Raw genomic sequence first — 15,710 nt, forward strand, 5'->3', positions numbered from 1 at the left:
ATGCAGGACAGCCGGTGCGCCCCCGTCATGGGCCGCACTCCCCCGGTCCTCGCCTGGGTTACGAGGCCGCTTGCAGCCGGTTCGCCAGGAAATCGGTGGGTGAGCGGTACAGCGGCGACTGGGCCTCCGCCGGGGACGTCGCGGCACGCGAGCTGTCCGCCGCGGCCGGCCGGCTCGCCGCCGCCCGCGTGACACATATCTACGGCTGGTCTTCGCCAACGAGCCGGCCGACCGTCTCGGTGATCTGCGCGAGCGCTTCCGTACGGCCTTCGGATGACGGTGACTTCACCCTCAGGTCGCACTCGGTCACGACCTGAGCTCGATGCGGGGAGGACGGTCACGCGGCCAGCATGGCCGTGTGACCGAGACACTGCCGGGGCTGCACATGTCCCTTCTGGAAACCGTGGTGGTGGTAGGTGCCGTCGCGCTCGTGGCGGCCCGCTGGCTTCCCCGACGGATGCGTCGGCCAGTCGCGTTCAATGCCGGGTTGGTGGCGCTGTTGTCCGGCACGGCGCTGGTGGTGGGTTCAGTGCGCTGGCAGATGGTGCCCGTCCTGGCGGGCGCCGCACTCGTCTTGCCGTTCGTCGTCGCAGCCGAGCTGCGAGCGCGCAGTTGCCGGCCGCCGCGCAGGGCTCGATGGTGGGTGGCTTTGCCGGCGTCGCTGGTGTGCCTGTGCCTGATCGCCATCGGCCCGGCCGCCGCCTGGGCCCTTCCCACGCCCGCGTTTCCCGCGCCGTCCGGCTCCTTCGCCGTGGGCACCAGCGTGGTGGAGTGGACCGACGCCAACCGGCCCGAGAACGCCACCCCCGAGGCTGACGACCGGCGCACCGTCGTGGTCCAGCTGTGGTACCCGGCGCGCAAGAGTCCGGTGGACGCGCGACGCGCCGCGTACCTCGGCCGCACTGAGCATGAGGCGGGCATCGTCTCCAATGCCCTCGCCGACTACGTCGGCGTGCCCGGCTTCCTGCTCGACGGCCTGTCTCGCGCCCGTACCCACGCGGTGGTCGACGCGCCAGTGGCAGAGGGAGGCGGACGTTTCCCGGTCGTGCTGTTCTCCCCGGGGCTGGGCGGAGTACGTTCTCAGAACACGGCATGGGCTCAGGAGTTGGCCAGCCACGGCTATGTCGTCGCGGCCCTTGATCACCCCTACGACTCCGCCGCCGTTCTCGCCGGCGGCCGGACCATCCCCACGAAGGTCACCGCCACGGGCGACGCCGACCGGGACGAGAAGCTGGCGGCCGGCTGGACAGCGGTCCGGGCCGCCGACCTGAGTTTCGTCCTCACCCAGTTGGACCGCGTCGCGCGAGGTGAGGTCCCGGGGCCGGTGGGCGGGCGCATGGACACCGGCCGAGTGGCCGTCACCGGCCACTCCCTCGGCGGAGGCGCCGCCTTGCAAGCGGCTCGCCAAGACAGCCGGTTCGACGCCGTCATCAACCTGGACGGCTTTCCGCACGACCCCGACGCGAAACCCTTCCCGCAACCGGTCCTGGCACTCACCCAGGACATCCGCCGGGACATCGACCCGGACTACATCCCCGCCCTCACACATGTGCTCACCTTGAGCACCGCGACCAGCTACCGGCTCACCGTCCCCGGCGCGGCACACCTCACGTTCACCGACGCGCCGCTCTACCTGCCCCCGGTGGGGTCGATCGTCGGATCACTGGGCCGTACCGATGGAGCGCGTATCACCGCCGGAGCCTCACATGCCTTCCTCGACACCACGCTGCGCGGTGAACCGGATGACTTGGCCACCGTTCTGCCCGCTCACGGTGTACTCACCGTCCACTCCCCGCGCGGCAGGACCTGACGAAGCCGGGGTGCGGCCCCGCCCGCTTCTCAGGTGCCCGACGGCCCGTGTGACCGTCGCGCGGGCGCGGTCCGCCGGTCGGGAGCCGGTGTTACGTGGTGGTGGGGGAACCCTGTTCGTCGAGGATGCGGGCCACCGTGTCGGGGTGGGTGAGCTGTGGGTAGTGGCCGGCGCCCGGGACGGTGGGGACGGGACGGGGGACGGGGTTCGTCAGGGGGTCGTCCGCACCGGCCACCAGGGTGACGGGGACGGACACGTCGCGCAGTGCGCGGCGGAGCGGGATCCGGTCGGCGTCGGCCGTGCGCAGCGCCGCGAGTACGCGTCGGGCGCCGCCTGGGCGGTGCAGGGCGGCTGCCGCGCTGTGGACCGCGGGGCTGAGCGGGACGTCCAGCACGTCGGCGAGATCGGCGGCCGGCATGCGGCGCAGGGCGGAGGCGCCGAGTCGGGTGGGGCGTCGCCGGTCGGTGGGTTCCTGGAGGAAGGCCGCTGCTATCAGTACGTCGGCCGCGCGCACAGGGCCTGAACCGCCCACATGCCCGGCGGGTACGCGGCAGGGCGTGCGCGAGGTCAAGCCGGCGTCAGTCCGTGTGCTGGTGCCGACGGCGGGCGGAGCGCGCCCTGTTGCCGCAGCCGGTCGAGCACCATGCCTGGTCGCGCCGGCGGGCCAGGAAGAACATGCCGCAGCTGGGCGCGGGACAGCGCTGAAGTCTGGCCTGCTCGGGACCGGCGGCCAGGACGAGGGCCTGCCGGGCCGCCGCGCCGGCGGCTGGGCCGCCGCCCTCCCGCTCGACAAGCCGGCCGCCCTTCTCCACCTGGAAGGTGACTGGGGCCGAAGCGGCGAGGTCGTTGAGTCGTGTTCGCGCGGTCTCGGGCAGTCGGGCCTGCCGTGCCGCCGCGTCGAGTACGGCCCTGACCGGGTCTCGCAGCTCCGTCAGTTCCTCCAGAGGCAGGTTTGCCAATGCCCAGTCGGCGGCCCGGCTGCGCCAGGACGCCCGCAGCTCCGGGTCGGCCAGCAAGTCGATGTCCCCGCGGGCGGGTCCGGCGCCGCACACAACGGTGTTGGCGAGGTCCAGCACCGGGTGCTCTCCGATCCAGGGCATCTCGTGGAGGTTCTTGAGGGTCATGCTCCCAAACTACCTGACTAACGCTTTTAGACATCGAAATCCGTGATAGCTTCCCTCACGGATTTCGAGGCACGAATCCGTGACCCACGTCAAAGGAGTGTCCATGAGCACGACCATTGAGTACGTACGGTTCGAGAGCACCGACCCCACCGAGCTGGCAGCCCACCGCGACGGGCTGGTCTCGCTGCTGCGTGAGCGTTACGGGGCCGATTTCCTCGGTGCCCACCTCGCCCGGTCCGAGGACGGCTCCTTCCTGGACTTCCTCCTGTGGACCTCCCCCGAGGCAGCCGCCCGCGCGGCGCGCGAGATGCCCGGTGACCCCGGCGCCGCGGGCTTCTTCGGCCTGATCGGCGAGGTCCACGACATGCGGCACGCCGAGGTGCTGCACAGCACGCAGGTCTAGGGGGCTTCTGATGGATCTACGTGGAAGAAGGAGCGTGCGTGCCGGGCGTCGTGACGCTACGGAGATCCATCAGAAGCCCCCTAGACACAGCCGCAGTCACTTCCGCCCGGCCACCGTCGGGCGGAAGGACCGGGTGAGGCGACAGAGAACTCACCAGGAGGGTGCCGTGCCCGCAGTGGAGGAACTGCTCAACGCGCACACCACCCAAGCGCCGGCCCATCACGGACCTCGCCCCCGCCCTGCCCGTACTGGACGCGCTGCACCGCGACACGTCCGAGTACGTCCGGCGGTCGGTCGCCGACCATCTCAACCTTCCCCGGCTGGAGCACCACGGGAGGCGAGCGCCTCTTCAAGACCGACGGCGGCAACGCCCCCTACCTGGAGGAGGTGCTCCGCTTCCTTCGGGGATCGCGCCGGGAGACCGAGCGTGCGAAGGCGTTCAGCGTGGAGCCGGACCGCTTGGCCTTGCTGGAACCGAGGCCGTTGGAACTCAGCCACCACAGCAGTGGCCGGACTCTGACGGTCGGCGGGTTCCGCATGGTCGACGAGGACAGGCTGCGCCAGCTCGCCCGCCCCGGCCTCGTCCGCCTCCACGACAGCGGGTACCTCGGCTGGGCACATACCCACCTCGTATCGCTCCACCATGCCGAGCGGCTCATGGGCGAACTCGTGGAGGGATGAGCCCCTCCGCACCGCCGACTGCTGCGCGAGGTCCCGGCAACGGCAGCGAACCGCCATGCCGGGCACGCTGCCTCCGGCCCTTGCCAGCGCCCGTACGCGAGGGCGCCGAGGGGTCATTGACCGCTTCCCCCCAACGCTTCCTCCCTTACGCGCCGGCACGTTTGCCTTTAGTCTCACCCTACTTGCGAGTTACCAGCCAGTTAACAAGTCCTTGAGTAGGCGCATCCGGGCCCGGAGGCCAATGTGAGTTCCGCGCAGTCCCTTGTTCAAAGCCGCCCCGTTTCCGTGGCGCACCTGTTTCTCTCACGAGTCGAGGCAACACCTCACGGCGAGGCTTACCGTTACCCCGCGCCGGCCGGCGACGGTGCTTCCGGCACCGAGCGGTGGTGCTCGCTGACCTGGGCACAGGCCGCAGAGCGCGTCAGGGTGATCACGGCCGGGCTGCTGGCCCTCGGAGTGCGGCGCGAAGAGCGGGTCGCGATCTCCTCCTCCACCCGGGTGGAGTGGATCCTGGCCGACCTCGGTGTGATGTGTGCGGGCGCCGCCGCCACCGCCGTCTACCCCAGCACCAATGCCGATGAGACGGTGTACATCCTCTCCGACTCGGGCAGCCGGGCGATATTCGTCGAGGATGCCGCGCAGCTGGCCAAGGTGGTCGCCCACGCGGACCGTCTGCCCGAGCTCGGCCACGCGATCCTCTTCGACCCCGGGGCGGACATCCCCAAGGTTGAGGGGCTGGAGATACTGTCGCTCGCTGACCTGGAAAAGCGCGGGGCCGTGTACCTGGAAGAGCACCCGGACGCGGTCGGGCAGGCAGTCCGGGGAATCGAGCGGGAGCACCTCGCCACCCTCATCTACACCTCCGGAACGACCGGCCGGCCGAAGGGCGTGCGCCTGGTTCACGACTGCTGGTCGTACCAGGGCGTCGCCCAAGAGGTGAGCGGACTGCTGCGCTCCGACGACGTGCAGTTCCTGTGGCTGCCCCTGTCCCACGTCTTCGGGAAGGCGCTGATCGCCGGACAGGTCAGGACCGGTCATGTGATGGCGGTGGACGGGCGCGTCGACCGTATCGTCACCAACCTGCCCGAGGTCCGGCCCACCGTGATGGCGTCCGCGCCGCGGATCTTCGAGAAGGTCTACAACGGCATCGCCGGCAGAGCGAGAGCCGAGGGCGGCGCCAAGTACAAGATCTTCCTCTGGGCGGCGAAGGTCGCCCGCGACTACGCCAGGACCGGGCAGGAGGGCACAGCGGCGACCGGGAGGCGCCGGGTGCCCCTGCCGCTCGCCGTTCAGCACGCCATCGCGGACAGGCTGGTGTACGGCAAGATCCGCGCGGCTTTCGGAGGCAATCTGCGGGGCAGCGTCTCCGGCAGCGCCGCCCTCGCTCCGGACATCGGCTACTTCTTCTCCGGCGCCGGCGTGCACGTCTTCGAGGGCTACGGCCTGACCGAGACCAGCGCTGCCTGCACCGTCAATCCCGCCGACGGCTACCGGGTCGGCACGGTGGGCAAACCCCTGCCCGGCACCGAGGTGCGCATCGCCCAGGATGGCGAAGTCCTCCTGAGAGGTCCCGGCATCATGCGCGGCTACCACAATCTTCCGGACAAGACCGCCGAGGTCCTGGAGAGCGACGGCTGGTTCCACACCGGCGACATAGGCGAGGTGGACGAGGACGGCTTCCTCCGGATCACCGACCGGAAGAAGGACGTGTTCAAGACCTCGGGCGGCAAGTACGTGGCACCCACCGAGATCGAGGGCCGTTTCAAGGCCATCTGCCCGTTTGTCAGCAACATCCTGGTCATCGGCAACGGCCGCAACTACTGCACCGCCCTGATCGCCCTGGACGAGACCGTCATCATGCCCTGGGCGGCATCCCACCACCTCGGCGGCCGCAGTTACGCCGAGGTCGTCTCCTCACCGCAGGTCCACGAGCTGATCGACGGCTTCGTCCAGCGGGTCAACGGCGACCTGCAACGATGGCAGACCATCAAGAAATTCTCGGTGCTGCCGCGCGACCTCGACGTCGAGCACGGCGAACTCACCCCGAGCCTCAAGGTCAAGCGCCCTGTCGTGGAGCGCGAGTACGCCCAGGCCATTGACGCGATGTACGAGGGCTCCCGCGAAGCCTGACCCCGATCTGCCGGGACAACAGCCGAACCGAACACTGCGCTCCCGTGCTGCACTTCGGCGATCAGTATGTGCTCGCGCCTGCAGGTCAAGCTCCAGGGCACTCCACGAGCACGCGTTGAACGCCGGCTGCGCTCTGGCGAGTCCGCACCGTCCACGGGCGGCTCGGACTCCTTCGCGGACGGGCCCGGCCGGCTACCGCTCACACCCGCGCCGATGCGGCCCCGTGGACGCTCGCCGGAGCCGGGCTCCTCTTCATACGGCGCCGTGGCCGTCTTCGGCTGGAACGGCTATGTGGCCTCCATGGGTGTCATCGTGCAGGGCGAGACGACCTGACACAGCCTCCGACCGGCGATGAATTCACTACGGGAACTGGCGGGCATCTGACCGCAAGGCAGCCCCGGCCGATCTGCTCGGCCGGGGCTCCGTGGCGTCGAGGGAGGGTTACGTGTGGGAGGGGTGTCGGCCGGGGCAGACCTGCGGACGGGAATGCTGGAGGCGGGCAGGATGCCAGCCGGGTCAGACGCCCTGACCACAGCTCAGGAGGCACCACCTGGCGGGGAGCTGGTTCTCCGGCCGGCTCAGCGCTCCGCGATGCGTGTTCGGACGACAAACCCGGGTGAGCCTTCCGGGGACGGCAAGGACCTGGATCACTGAGCAGTGGCTTCATGCTCCGCATGCGGCGCTCGGTCCAAGGCGCGCGGCAAACGATCCTGCTCTGCAGCCGGGGACGCCCCAGTATCCGTGCCATCTCGCGGGGCTCGTCTCCGATGTCACCGCTCACCGGCGAGGTCGAGTCCCTTGTTCGTCCCGGCCGTACGATCAACGACTTCCGGACGACGCCACGGGCACGCGATCGGCTGCGACACCGCCCGCCACCACGCCTCCACCGGCAGTTTCCCCGCCGGCTCGAACGGCTCGCCCGCCCGCGGGAACGCCACCGCCTGGCCGGCCTCCTCAGCCGCGTCCTTCATCCACTCGCCCGGCTCCGCCCAAGCGTGTGGCGCCAGGTTGAAGGTGCCCCAGTGGATCGGCAGCAGCACCCCGCCCGGACTGCCTCCTTGCAGGTCAAGGTGGGCCTGCATCCCCTGGGCAGGCGTCATGTGGATGTCGGGCCAGAAGCCGGAGTACGCGCCGACCTGGATCATCGTGGCGTCGAACGGCCCGTGCTCGGCGCCGGTCTCCTTGAAACCGTCGAAGTAGCCGGTGTCGCCGCTGTGGTAGATGCGGTGCTCCTCACCGGCGACGACCCAGGAAGCCCACAGGGTGTGCTGGGTGTTGCGCAGCCCGCGGCCGCAGAAGTGCCGTGCCGGGGTGGCGCTCAGGGTGAGGCCGCCGATCCTGGTGGCCTCGTGCCAGTCCAGCTCGCGCAGCCGGTCGGCGGACACGCCCCAGCGCTCCAGGTGTGCGCCGACGCCGAGGGGCACGGCGAAGAGCGTGTCCGTGCCCGCGAGCGCCTTGATGGTGGGCATGTCCAGATGGTCGTAGTGGTCGTGCGAGATGACCACGACGTCGACCGGGCCGAGCGCCGCCAGCGGCATGGGCACGGGGTGCAGCCGCTTGGGTCCGGCGAAGGAGAACGGGGAGCAGCGCGCGCCCCACACCGGGTCGAACAGGACGCGCCGGCCGTCGATCTCGGCGAGCACGCTGGAGTGCCCCATCCAGGTCAGGCGAAGCCCGGTGGCCGGGGGCCGGGCGATGTCGGCGAGGGTGGTGGAGTGCACCGGAACGGTGCCCTTCGGGGTGCGGCGGGGCCGGGTGTCCTTGTCGAAGAAGACCTTCGCGAAGTCCAGGGTCGAGCCCGAGGGCCGGGTCCGCGCGGGGCCCCCGGGGTTCTGGAAGACTCCGTCCTTGAAGTGGGGCGATCTGCGGATGCGCGCCATGCGCTCACCATCAGGGTCCGCGCCGAACGCCCCGGGCCGCAGCGCGCGGAGCCCGGAGTTCGGGGTACGGAAACCGGCCACGGTACCTCCAGGTGGAGTCGGTCAGGCTTTCCATTATGGTCGGCCCCTCCGACATCACCGGGCCCCAGGGGTCCCAGCGAAGGTAATACTGACCGATGATTCAGTAAGCCGACGGCGGACCCGACGGCGAAGGAGCTCGAATGGCCACCCCCCTGCTGTCCCTGACCTGGACCGATCACCTCACGGGACGGCAGGGCTTCCTGGTCGTCGACCGGCTGGTGCGCGGGGTCGCCAGCGGCGGTCTGCGGATGCGCCCGGGTTGCACCCTGGAGGAGGTCACCGGCCTGGCCCGCGGCATGACCGTGAAGGAGGCCCTGCACTACGACCCCGCGAGCCGCTACGTCCCGCTCGGCGGTGCCAAGGGCGGCATCGACTGCGACCCCCGGGACCCGGAGGCGTACCCGCTGCTGGTGCGCTACCTGCGGGCGATGCGGCCGTACATAGAGAGCTGCTGGACCACGGGCGAGGACCTGGGGCTCACCCAGGACCTGGTGGACCGGGCCGCCGCCGAGGCGGGGCTGGTCTCCTCGATCCAGGCCGTGTATCCGCTGCTGGACGACGAGGCCGAGGCCCGGCGGCGGCTCCGGGACGCGTTCGCGGTCGAGGTCGGCGGGATCGGGCTGGACGAGCTGGCCGGCGGCTGCGGTGTGGCCGAAGCCGCCCTGGCCGCCCTGGACCTGGCCGGTGTGCCGTACACGGGGACGCGGGTCGCCCTCCAGGGACTGGGCACCATGGGCGGGGCCACCGCGCGTTTCCTCACGCGCGCGGGGCTCACGGTCGTGGCCGTGGCCGACGTCAGGGGCACGGTCGCCAACCCGGCGGGTCTCGACGTCGAGGCGTTGCTCGCCGCGAGGGACGCCCACGGCACGGTGGACCGCTCGGCGCTGCGGTCCGGCGACCGCGAACTGCCGGGCGACGCCTGGCTGTCGGCGGACGCGGACGTACTGGTGCCGGCCGCCGTGTCGTACGCCATCGATGCCGGCAACCAGGGGCGCATCACGGCCCGCTGGGTCGTGGAGGCGGCCAACATGCCCGTGCGGCCGGAGGCGGAGCTCCCGCTGGCCGCGCGCGGGGTGACCGTGCTGCCGGACGTCGTGGTCAACTCGGGGACGAACGCCTGGTGGTGGTGGACGCTGTTCGGGGACATCGGCGCCGACGCTGAGAAGGCCTTCGCGTACACCCGGCGGTCGATGCGGGACCTGGTCGAGCGGATGCTGGCCCGCGCCCGGGCCGACGGGACGACACCGCGGGCCGCGGCCCACGCGATCGCGGCGGACCGGCTACCGGTGATCGCGGAGCGATTCGGCTGGTACCGGTGAGGGCATCGTCGTCCATCGGCGACCGCCGTCGCGGGCCAGGGCCGGACAGGCGATCGTCGTCCTCTCGGCGACCGCCGTCGCGGGCCAGGGCCGGACAGGCCGAAACGCCCCGTCGAGGCACCGCACGCGCGTGGGTAGGGTGACCGGGTGACCAGAGTCCGGTTGAGTGTGGCTCAGCGGCGTGGGGATCTGCTGCGGGCCGCCATCGAGCAGATCGAGGCGAGGGGTGTGGCGGCGGTCAGGATCGCCGACGTGGCCTCCGCGCTCGGCGTGAGCAACGCGCTGGTCCTCTATCACTTCTCCACGAAGGAGCAGTTGGTCGCCGCCGCGTTCCGGCACGCGGCGGAGGGCGATCTCGCGCATCTGCGCAAGCTGCTCGGCCGCCGTTGGCCGGCGCTGCGCCGGTTGCGGTCGGCCGTACGGTGGTACGCCCCGACCGGGAAGGCCAAGGGCTGGCGCCTGTGGATCGAGGGCTGGGCGGCGGCACTGCGCGACCCGGTGCTGCGGGAAGTGGCCCAGGACCTCGACCGGCAGTGGAAGGCCGCCCTCGCCGAGGTCATCGCGGAGGGTGTGGCCGCCGGCGAGTTCCGCTGCCCGGACCCGCAGGGCACGGCCCTGCGTCTCACCGCCCTCCTCGACGGCCTCGCCGTGCAGTTGACGTCCTACGCCGGCGCGGTACCGCGAGCACGGGCTCAGGAGTGGGTGGAGGAGGCACTGGCCCGCGAGTTGGGGCTGGTGGAGGGCGAGCGGCTGATGCCGTCGTAGCCGGTGCTTCTGCGCGTGGGGGCCGCGCCGGTGTTCCACCCGGCACGGCCCGCACGCGCCGTGAACCGCTCCTGGGCCACCGTTGCGATCCGCATCCTGTCGTCCGGCGACAGCGCCCCCTTGGCCGTCGGCACGGCCCTCACGCGCAGTGAACCGCTCTCACGCCACCGTTGCGATCCGCATCCTGATGTCGTCCGGCGACAGCGCCCCCTTGGCCGTCACATGGTCGCCCGACGACTCTCCGCGCAATCGGCGCCCGATCCACGGCACCAGGAAATCGCGCGCCCAGGCGACGTTGTCCCGCCGCACGTCGAGAACGCCGCGCGGGGGCAGCGGAGGCCACGCCTGCTCGGGGTCGGCCGGCACGTCGAGGCCGAGCACCTGGCCCGCGCGGAGCGCCACGCGCGTGTGCCCCTCGGGGGACAGGTGCAGCCGGTCGGCGTCCCAGGCCCTGCGGTCCTGGACACTGCGCAGGGACCACAGGTCGAGCACCGGGCAGCCGTACCGGTCTGCGATGGCCCGGACGTGCCCGTTGTAGGTGGCGATCTTGCCGCGCAGGTGCCTGAGCACGGGCACGCCACGGGTGTCGAATCCGGTCGTCACCATGACCGTGCCGGATACCGCGGTGAGCTGGACCAGGGCCCGCTCGAAGCGCTCGGCGACCTCGTCGGGGTCGGTGCCGGGCCGGATGATGTCGTTGCCCCCGGCGCAGAACGAGACGAGGTCCGGGGCCATGGCGACGGCCCGCGGAACCTGGTCGGCCACGATCTGGTCGAGGAGCTTTCCGCGTACGGCGAGATTGGTGTACTGGAAGTCGCCCTCGGGCCTGCGGTCGGCGAGCAGGACGGCGAACCGGTCGGCCCAGCCGACGAACGCCCCGTCGGGGCCGGGATCACCCACGCCCTCGGTGAAGCTGTCCCCCACCGCTACGTACGACCCGATCACTACTCTGCTGTCACTCTTCGAATCGTCTGCCACAGCAGTCCATGATTCACCTTCGAATGTGACCTACGCGACCGTAGGAAGGGATTGACTGGCGGTGAGATAAGCCACTTTCCAAGGGTTCGTCAACTTCGGAATACACCGCTCGTCAGGGATGTTTCCGAGTGAACCGCCAGACCCGGAATCCGCTGATCCGAAAATGGCTCCAGACGGTCCGGAAGGCGAAATGCCCGCTCGTGTACGGCTGCGGGTCGAGGTGACCGAAGACGAGTCGCCCGTTGTTCCACCACTGGACCGTGGAGCCGTCGGAGACGATGCGGACCCGGTTCGGCTCGTTGGGCACCAGCAGCGGCTCGGCGTAGTCGAGGAGCAGGGGGCGGACACCGGGCTGACCGACGTAACGGCGCAGCCTGGTCGTGGTGTTGTGGTTGGCGCCGTAGCCCGCGTAGTACGCCGTGAGGTGGTCGTACTCGTCGAAGGCCCCGGCGCGCGGTGTGGCGAGGAGATCCTCCGGGGAGCGGACGTCGGTCGCGTTCCAGAAGTTGTTCAGGTCCGAGACCCGGTCGTTCACCCCGCCCGCGGAGACCGGGGTCGCGGTGTATTCGAGAAGGTACGGCCCTTCGAGCCGCTGCCTGAACCACACGGTAGCGCCGCTCGGTACGTCGATCTCCAGGATGCCGCGGGAGGCGGTGACGGTACCGCCGCCCTGGAGTTCGGTCGCCCACTGCCCGAGGCCGTGACAGAAATCGTCGCGGGCGACGAGGCGGCGATGACGGGAGGCGGCGTGCGCGCCGCCCGTCGGGGAGACGACCGCCAGGGCGGCTCCGGCGGACAGGGCTGCGAACGTTCTGCGGGTGGTCGGCACGGGACACAGCTCCTTCAGAAAGCGCTTGCACTCTCGACGTGATCACTGTGTCCCAACTGCCGCCCGCTGTCGATCCCTTGAGGCGATCGACACGGACAGGCCGAAGGCCGGACCCGGGATCGGGGTCCGGCCTTCGGTCGCGTGTCAGGCAGGTGGTCGTGCGGTCGGTCAGCCGACGGAGACGCCGTGCGAGCGCAGGAAGGCGACCGGGTCCACGTCCGAGCCGTAGTCCGGCGTGGTGCGGATCTCGAAGTGCAGGTGCGGTCCGGTCACGTTGCCGGTGGCGCCCGACAGGCCGATCTGCTGCCCGGCGGTCACGGTCTGGCCGGCCGAGACGGAGAGCTGGGACAGGTGGGCGTACTGGGCGTAGTAGCCGTCGGCGAGCTTGATGACGACCTGGTTGCCGTAGGCGCCGCCCCAGCCGGCGGAGACGACGGTGCCCGCGCCGACGGCCTTGAGGGAGGTGCCGGTCGGGACGACGAAGTCGACACCGGTGTGGTAACCGCTGGACCACATGCTGCCGGACATGCGGTACGGGGTACCGACGGTGGCACCGGCCACCGGGAGGCTGTAGCCACTGGAGTTGCTCTGGGCGGCGGGCCCGGCGGCGGGCTTGGCGGCGGCCGGCTTCGCGGCGGTCTCCGCCTTCGGGGCCGACTCGGCGGCGGACGGCTTGGCGGCCGAGGGCTTCGCGGCCGAGGCCTTCGGCGCGGACGGGGCCGAGGCCTTGGGCGCGCTCGCGGCCTTCTTGCCGATCGACAGCTTCAGGCCCGGGTGGATCAGCGACGGGTCGGAGCCGACGGCGTCACGGTTGTCCGCGTAGAGCTTCTTCCAGCCGCCGCTGACGTGCTGGTCGTCGGCGATCTTCGCGAGGTAGTCGCCGGCCTTCACGGTGTACGTGTGGGCGCCGGTGGCCTTGCCGGCGGCCTTCTCGCCGGCGGCCGGAGCCGACTGGACGGCCTTGTCCGGAGCCGACTGCGGGGTGGCGGCGTGGGCGCCGGTGGCCCCCATGAGCGGCAGGGCGAGAGCGGCCCCGCCCGTTCCGGCGACGGCGATGGAGCGGGTGAAACGCTGGGTCTTGGGGCGGCGGTGCTTACCCTTCGCGGGCATGACGAATTCCTCTCCGTCGCCTGCGAGGTGAGCTGTCGGGTGCGGGCTGGAGATGCCCGGTCGCGCCGAGGCGCGACTTAACCCCAAGCCGTTCCGGGAACCGGAACAGGCGTCTTACCTGTGGGTCCCCCGCTCCTGCCGTACGTCGGGTCAGTGTGTGGGGCTCCGGGCGGCGGCAGGATTAGGCGTCCGTCCGGATGGGTGTGGAACGTAAGCGACCAAGACGCAATGGGACAAGCTTGCGGTTGCCCGCGACGGTGTTTTCCTCGACGCGCCGACACACATGCCGTCACCGAGCGTGGATGACCGATCTTCCGCTTTTCTCAATGACCCTTGCCGCCATGGAAATTACGTGAACATGGCAGCAACGCATCGTCACGAATATGACGATGGTCACGCACCCCGACCTCATCCCCCTTACGATCGGGGCACGTTACCCCATAGCAGCCGAAACTCCCTATTCGGGCAGAACGACTACTTGCGCCTAAGACGGACGACAGTGGCGTCGAAATCTCCGCTCAGGCCGACCCGCAATCCGTGGTGCAGCAGCACGGCCCCTCGATGAACTTCGCCCGTTTCGAGGCATTCGTACGCCGCTGTCGGGTCAAGGCCGCGCAGCCGCAGCGTCGGCACGGGCTCGCCGTAGTGCTGCGCCTGGAGCCAGGCGAGGACGACGGTCTCCGCGCCGAGGACATACTGCACGGCGCTCAGGCCGCCCTCCGGGGGCCGCAGCCGGTACAGGTCGCCGCGCTGCACCACGGGCCGGATCTCCTTGTACAGCCCCACCCACCGCTCCGCCTCGGCGAGCTCTTCCGGCGTCCACCGCGTGAGGTCGCCGCCGACCCCGAGCACCCCGGCCATGGCGCTGACGAATCGGAACCGCAGGGAACTGGCCCGGTGGTTGAGCATGGCGTTCGGACTGTCGGTGACCCAGGCGGCCATGACCCGGGCCGGGTGGAGCTGGCTGAAGCCGTGCTGGATGGCGAGCCGGTCGAGGGGGTCGGTGTTGTCGGAGGTCCACACCTGGTCCGTACGGCTCAGCACCCCGAGGTCGATCCGGCCGCCGCCGCCCGAGCAGGACTCGAAGGCCACACCCGGGTGGGCGGCCCGCAGCCGGTCCAGCAGGGCGTACAGGCCGCGCACGTGGTCGACCCACAGTCGCTGCGGGTAGGGGTCGTCCGGCCACCCGGCGTCGGTGAAGCAGCGGTTGAAGTCCCACTTCACGTAGTCGACCGGCGCGCCGGAGAGGAGCCCGTCGAGCTGCTCCCACAGGTACTCCCGGACGTCCTCCCGAGCCAGGTTGAGGACGAGCTGATTGCGGAACTCCGTCCTCTTTCGTCCTGGTTGGTACTGCACCCAGTCCGGGTGCGCCCGGTACAGGTCGCTGTCCGGGTTGACCATCTCGGGCTCGACCCAGATGCCGAACCGCATGCCGAGGCCGTGCACGTGGTCGGCGAGCGGCTTCAGCCCGCCCGGGAAGCGGTCGGGATTGGGGGTCCAGTCGCCCAGCCCGGCCCGGTCGCTGGTGCGCGCCCCGAACCAGCCGTCGTCGACCACGAACAGCTCGACGCCCAGGGCGGCGGCCCGCTCGGCGAGCGCCCGCTGCTGCTCCTCGGAGATGTCGAACTCGGTGGCCTCCCAGGAGTTGAACAGCACCGGCCGGTCCTGCTCGGCGTCCGGGATCACATACGCCCGCTGATAGGCGTGCCAGGCGCGGCTCGCCCCGCCGAAACCGCCGTCGCTCCAGAGCCCGGCGAAGACAGGGGTCGTGTACGACTCCCCGGTGCCGAGCATCAGCAGGCCGGAGTCGTCGTAGCCGGCCCCGCCGGTGATCTGCACGCGGGCGTCGGGGAGCCGGGCCACGGCGATGCGCCAGGAGCCGGACCAGCCGAGGGCGCAGCCGTAGACCTCGCCGTGCTCCTCGGTGGCGTCGGTGTCGAGGGCGACCCAGGGCAGGTGCTGGTGGGAGGTGTGGCCGCGGCGGCTGCCGATGACCTTCTCCCCGTGGGTGAGGCCGGAGCGCGTCAGCCGGGACTCGGCACCCCAGCGGCCGTGCAGCTGCGACAGTCGCCAGGCGTCCCGGTCGGGCAGGGTCCAGGTCGCGGAGTCGGCGCGCAGCAGCTCGACGGCCGGTCCCCGGTTGTCGACGGTCACCCAGCGCTCGACGACGTCCGCCCCGGAGCGCACCCGGTAGTGCAGCGTGACGGCCAGGTCGCCGTCGCGGAACCGGAGCCGCAGTTCGTCGTCCTCCGTGTCGTGCCCCTCGAAGACCCACTCGGTGCCGCGCCGCTCGGCCGTGCGCATTGACAGGGCGGGGCGGACGAAACGGGGGCCGCCCTCGACCGGGTACTCCTCGCGTCCGTCGAGCGGGGACTCGAAGGGCCAGTAGTCCGGAAGCGGCCGCACGGCGAGGGCCTCGGCGTCGGCGAGGCCGATCCGGGGACCCCAGTGCAGGTGCAGCAGCTCGTCCCGGTCGGTGACATGGACGGCGTAGCTGCTGGCCGGCCCGGAGAGCACCCATGTACGACCGTCTTCGGAGATCTCCAGCATCATGCCCTCACAGATTCGAACAAGCCCGATCAGTGCCGACCAGGCGGCAA

Annotated in this window: 14 protein-coding genes and 1 riboswitch; of the genes, 7 read left to right on the top strand and 7 right to left on the bottom strand. The window is 70.9% G+C overall.

Features of this window, described 5'->3' with window-relative positions:
* Positions 1–95 precede the first annotated feature (95 nt).
* Both ABTX62_RS22545 and ABTX62_RS22550 read left to right on the top strand, forming a co-directional pair.
* Positions 96–317, top strand: coding sequence for a hypothetical protein (locus ABTX62_RS22545; RefSeq protein ID WP_352117849.1), 222 nt, complete (start codon positions 96–98; stop codon positions 315–317).
* Between the two features lie 41 nt (positions 318–358).
* The gene (locus ABTX62_RS22550) at positions 359–1,810 is read left to right on the top strand and encodes an alpha/beta hydrolase family protein (protein ID WP_352117850.1); all 1,452 of its coding nucleotides are present in this window, start codon (positions 359–361) and stop codon (positions 1,808–1,810) included.
* 91 nt (positions 1,811–1,901) lie between these two features.
* On the opposite strand, the gene ABTX62_RS22555 is transcribed toward ABTX62_RS22550, so the two are convergent.
* Both ABTX62_RS22555 and ABTX62_RS22560 read right to left on the bottom strand, forming a co-directional pair.
* Positions 1,902–2,324 carry an alpha/beta fold hydrolase gene (locus ABTX62_RS22555; protein WP_352117851.1) on the bottom strand — a complete coding sequence of 141 codons (423 nt, stop codon included), beginning with the start codon at positions 2,322–2,324 and terminating at the stop codon, positions 1,902–1,904.
* Positions 2,325–2,388: 64 nt separating this feature from the next.
* Positions 2,389–2,934, bottom strand: a complete 546-nt coding sequence (locus tag ABTX62_RS22560; RefSeq protein ID WP_352117852.1) for an ABATE domain-containing protein — start codon at positions 2,932–2,934, stop codon at positions 2,389–2,391.
* Positions 2,935–3,037: 103 nt separating this feature from the next.
* Here ABTX62_RS22560 and ABTX62_RS22565 point away from each other — a divergent pair, with 103 nt between their 5' ends.
* The 3 genes from ABTX62_RS22565 (at position 3,038) to ABTX62_RS22575 (ending at position 6,148) form a co-directional block, all read left to right on the top strand.
* On the top strand, positions 3,038–3,337 hold the full coding sequence (locus ABTX62_RS22565; protein ID WP_352117853.1) for a hypothetical protein: 300 nt from the start codon (positions 3,038–3,040) through the stop codon (positions 3,335–3,337).
* A 303-nt stretch (positions 3,338–3,640) separates the two neighbouring features.
* Positions 3,641–4,018 (top strand): SapC family protein, encoded by a 378-nt coding sequence (locus ABTX62_RS22570; RefSeq protein WP_352117913.1) that lies wholly within the window; start codon positions 3,641–3,643, stop codon positions 4,016–4,018.
* A 243-nt stretch (positions 4,019–4,261) separates the two neighbouring features.
* Positions 4,262–6,148, top strand: a complete 1,887-nt coding sequence (locus ABTX62_RS22575; protein ID WP_352117854.1) for an AMP-dependent synthetase/ligase — start codon at positions 4,262–4,264, stop codon at positions 6,146–6,148.
* Between the two features lie 770 nt (positions 6,149–6,918).
* Here ABTX62_RS22575 and ABTX62_RS22580 read toward each other — a convergent pair.
* On the bottom strand, positions 6,919–8,109 hold the full coding sequence (locus ABTX62_RS22580) for an MBL fold metallo-hydrolase (protein WP_352117855.1): 1,191 nt from the start codon (positions 8,107–8,109) through the stop codon (positions 6,919–6,921).
* Positions 8,110–8,249: 140 nt separating this feature from the next.
* Here ABTX62_RS22580 and ABTX62_RS22585 point away from each other — a divergent pair, with 140 nt between their 5' ends.
* Together ABTX62_RS22585 and ABTX62_RS22590 are read left to right on the top strand one after the other, a co-directional pair.
* Complete coding sequence (locus ABTX62_RS22585; RefSeq protein WP_352117856.1) at positions 8,250–9,428, top strand: Glu/Leu/Phe/Val dehydrogenase dimerization domain-containing protein; 1,179 nt, start codon at positions 8,250–8,252, stop codon at positions 9,426–9,428.
* 147 nt (positions 9,429–9,575) lie between these two features.
* Positions 9,576–10,193, top strand: coding sequence for a TetR/AcrR family transcriptional regulator (locus ABTX62_RS22590; RefSeq protein WP_352117857.1), 618 nt, complete (start codon positions 9,576–9,578; stop codon positions 10,191–10,193).
* 159 nt (positions 10,194–10,352) lie between these two features.
* On the opposite strand, the gene ABTX62_RS22595 is transcribed toward ABTX62_RS22590, so the two are convergent.
* From ABTX62_RS22595 to ABTX62_RS22610, 4 genes are all read right to left on the bottom strand, one after another.
* Complete coding sequence (locus tag ABTX62_RS22595) at positions 10,353–11,138, bottom strand: SGNH/GDSL hydrolase family protein (protein ID WP_352117858.1); 786 nt, start codon at positions 11,136–11,138, stop codon at positions 10,353–10,355.
* 145 nt (positions 11,139–11,283) lie between these two features.
* The gene (locus ABTX62_RS22600) at positions 11,284–12,000 is read right to left on the bottom strand and encodes a DUF6250 domain-containing protein (RefSeq protein ID WP_352117859.1); all 717 of its coding nucleotides are present in this window, start codon (positions 11,998–12,000) and stop codon (positions 11,284–11,286) included.
* Between the two features lie 168 nt (positions 12,001–12,168).
* Positions 12,169–13,110 (bottom strand): M23 family metallopeptidase, encoded by a 942-nt coding sequence (locus ABTX62_RS22605; protein ID WP_352117860.1) that lies wholly within the window; start codon positions 13,108–13,110, stop codon positions 12,169–12,171.
* 4 nt (positions 13,111–13,114) lie between these two features.
* Positions 13,115–13,269, bottom strand: a riboswitch (cyclic di-AMP (ydaO/yuaA leader).
* A 315-nt stretch (positions 13,270–13,584) separates the two neighbouring features.
* On the bottom strand, positions 13,585–15,660 hold the full coding sequence (locus tag ABTX62_RS22610) for an alpha-galactosidase (protein ID WP_352117914.1): 2,076 nt from the start codon (positions 15,658–15,660) through the stop codon (positions 13,585–13,587).
* Positions 15,661–15,710: the final 50 nt, after the last annotated feature.

The sequence above is a fragment of the Streptomyces sp. NPDC096046 genome, assembly GCF_040303285.1.
GTDB lineage: Bacteria > Actinomycetota > Actinomycetes > Streptomycetales > Streptomycetaceae > Streptomyces.

Excerpts from the sequence above, each read along its gene's own strand:
- ABTX62_RS22560 (WP_352117852.1), bottom strand. The coding sequence starts at position 2,934 with ATGACCCTCAAGAACCTCCACGAGATGCCCTGGATCGGAGAGCACCCG.
- ABTX62_RS22565 (WP_352117853.1), top strand. The coding sequence starts at position 3,038 with ATGAGCACGACCATTGAGTACGTACGGTTCGAGAGCACCGACCCCACC.
- ABTX62_RS22585 (WP_352117856.1), top strand. The coding sequence starts at position 8,250 with ATGGCCACCCCCCTGCTGTCCCTGACCTGGACCGATCACCTCACGGGA.
- ABTX62_RS22605 (WP_352117860.1), bottom strand. The coding sequence starts at position 13,110 with ATGCCCGCGAAGGGTAAGCACCGCCGCCCCAAGACCCAGCGTTTCACC.
- ABTX62_RS22610 (WP_352117914.1), bottom strand. The coding sequence starts at position 15,660 with ATGCTGGAGATCTCCGAAGACGGTCGTACATGGGTGCTCTCCGGGCCG.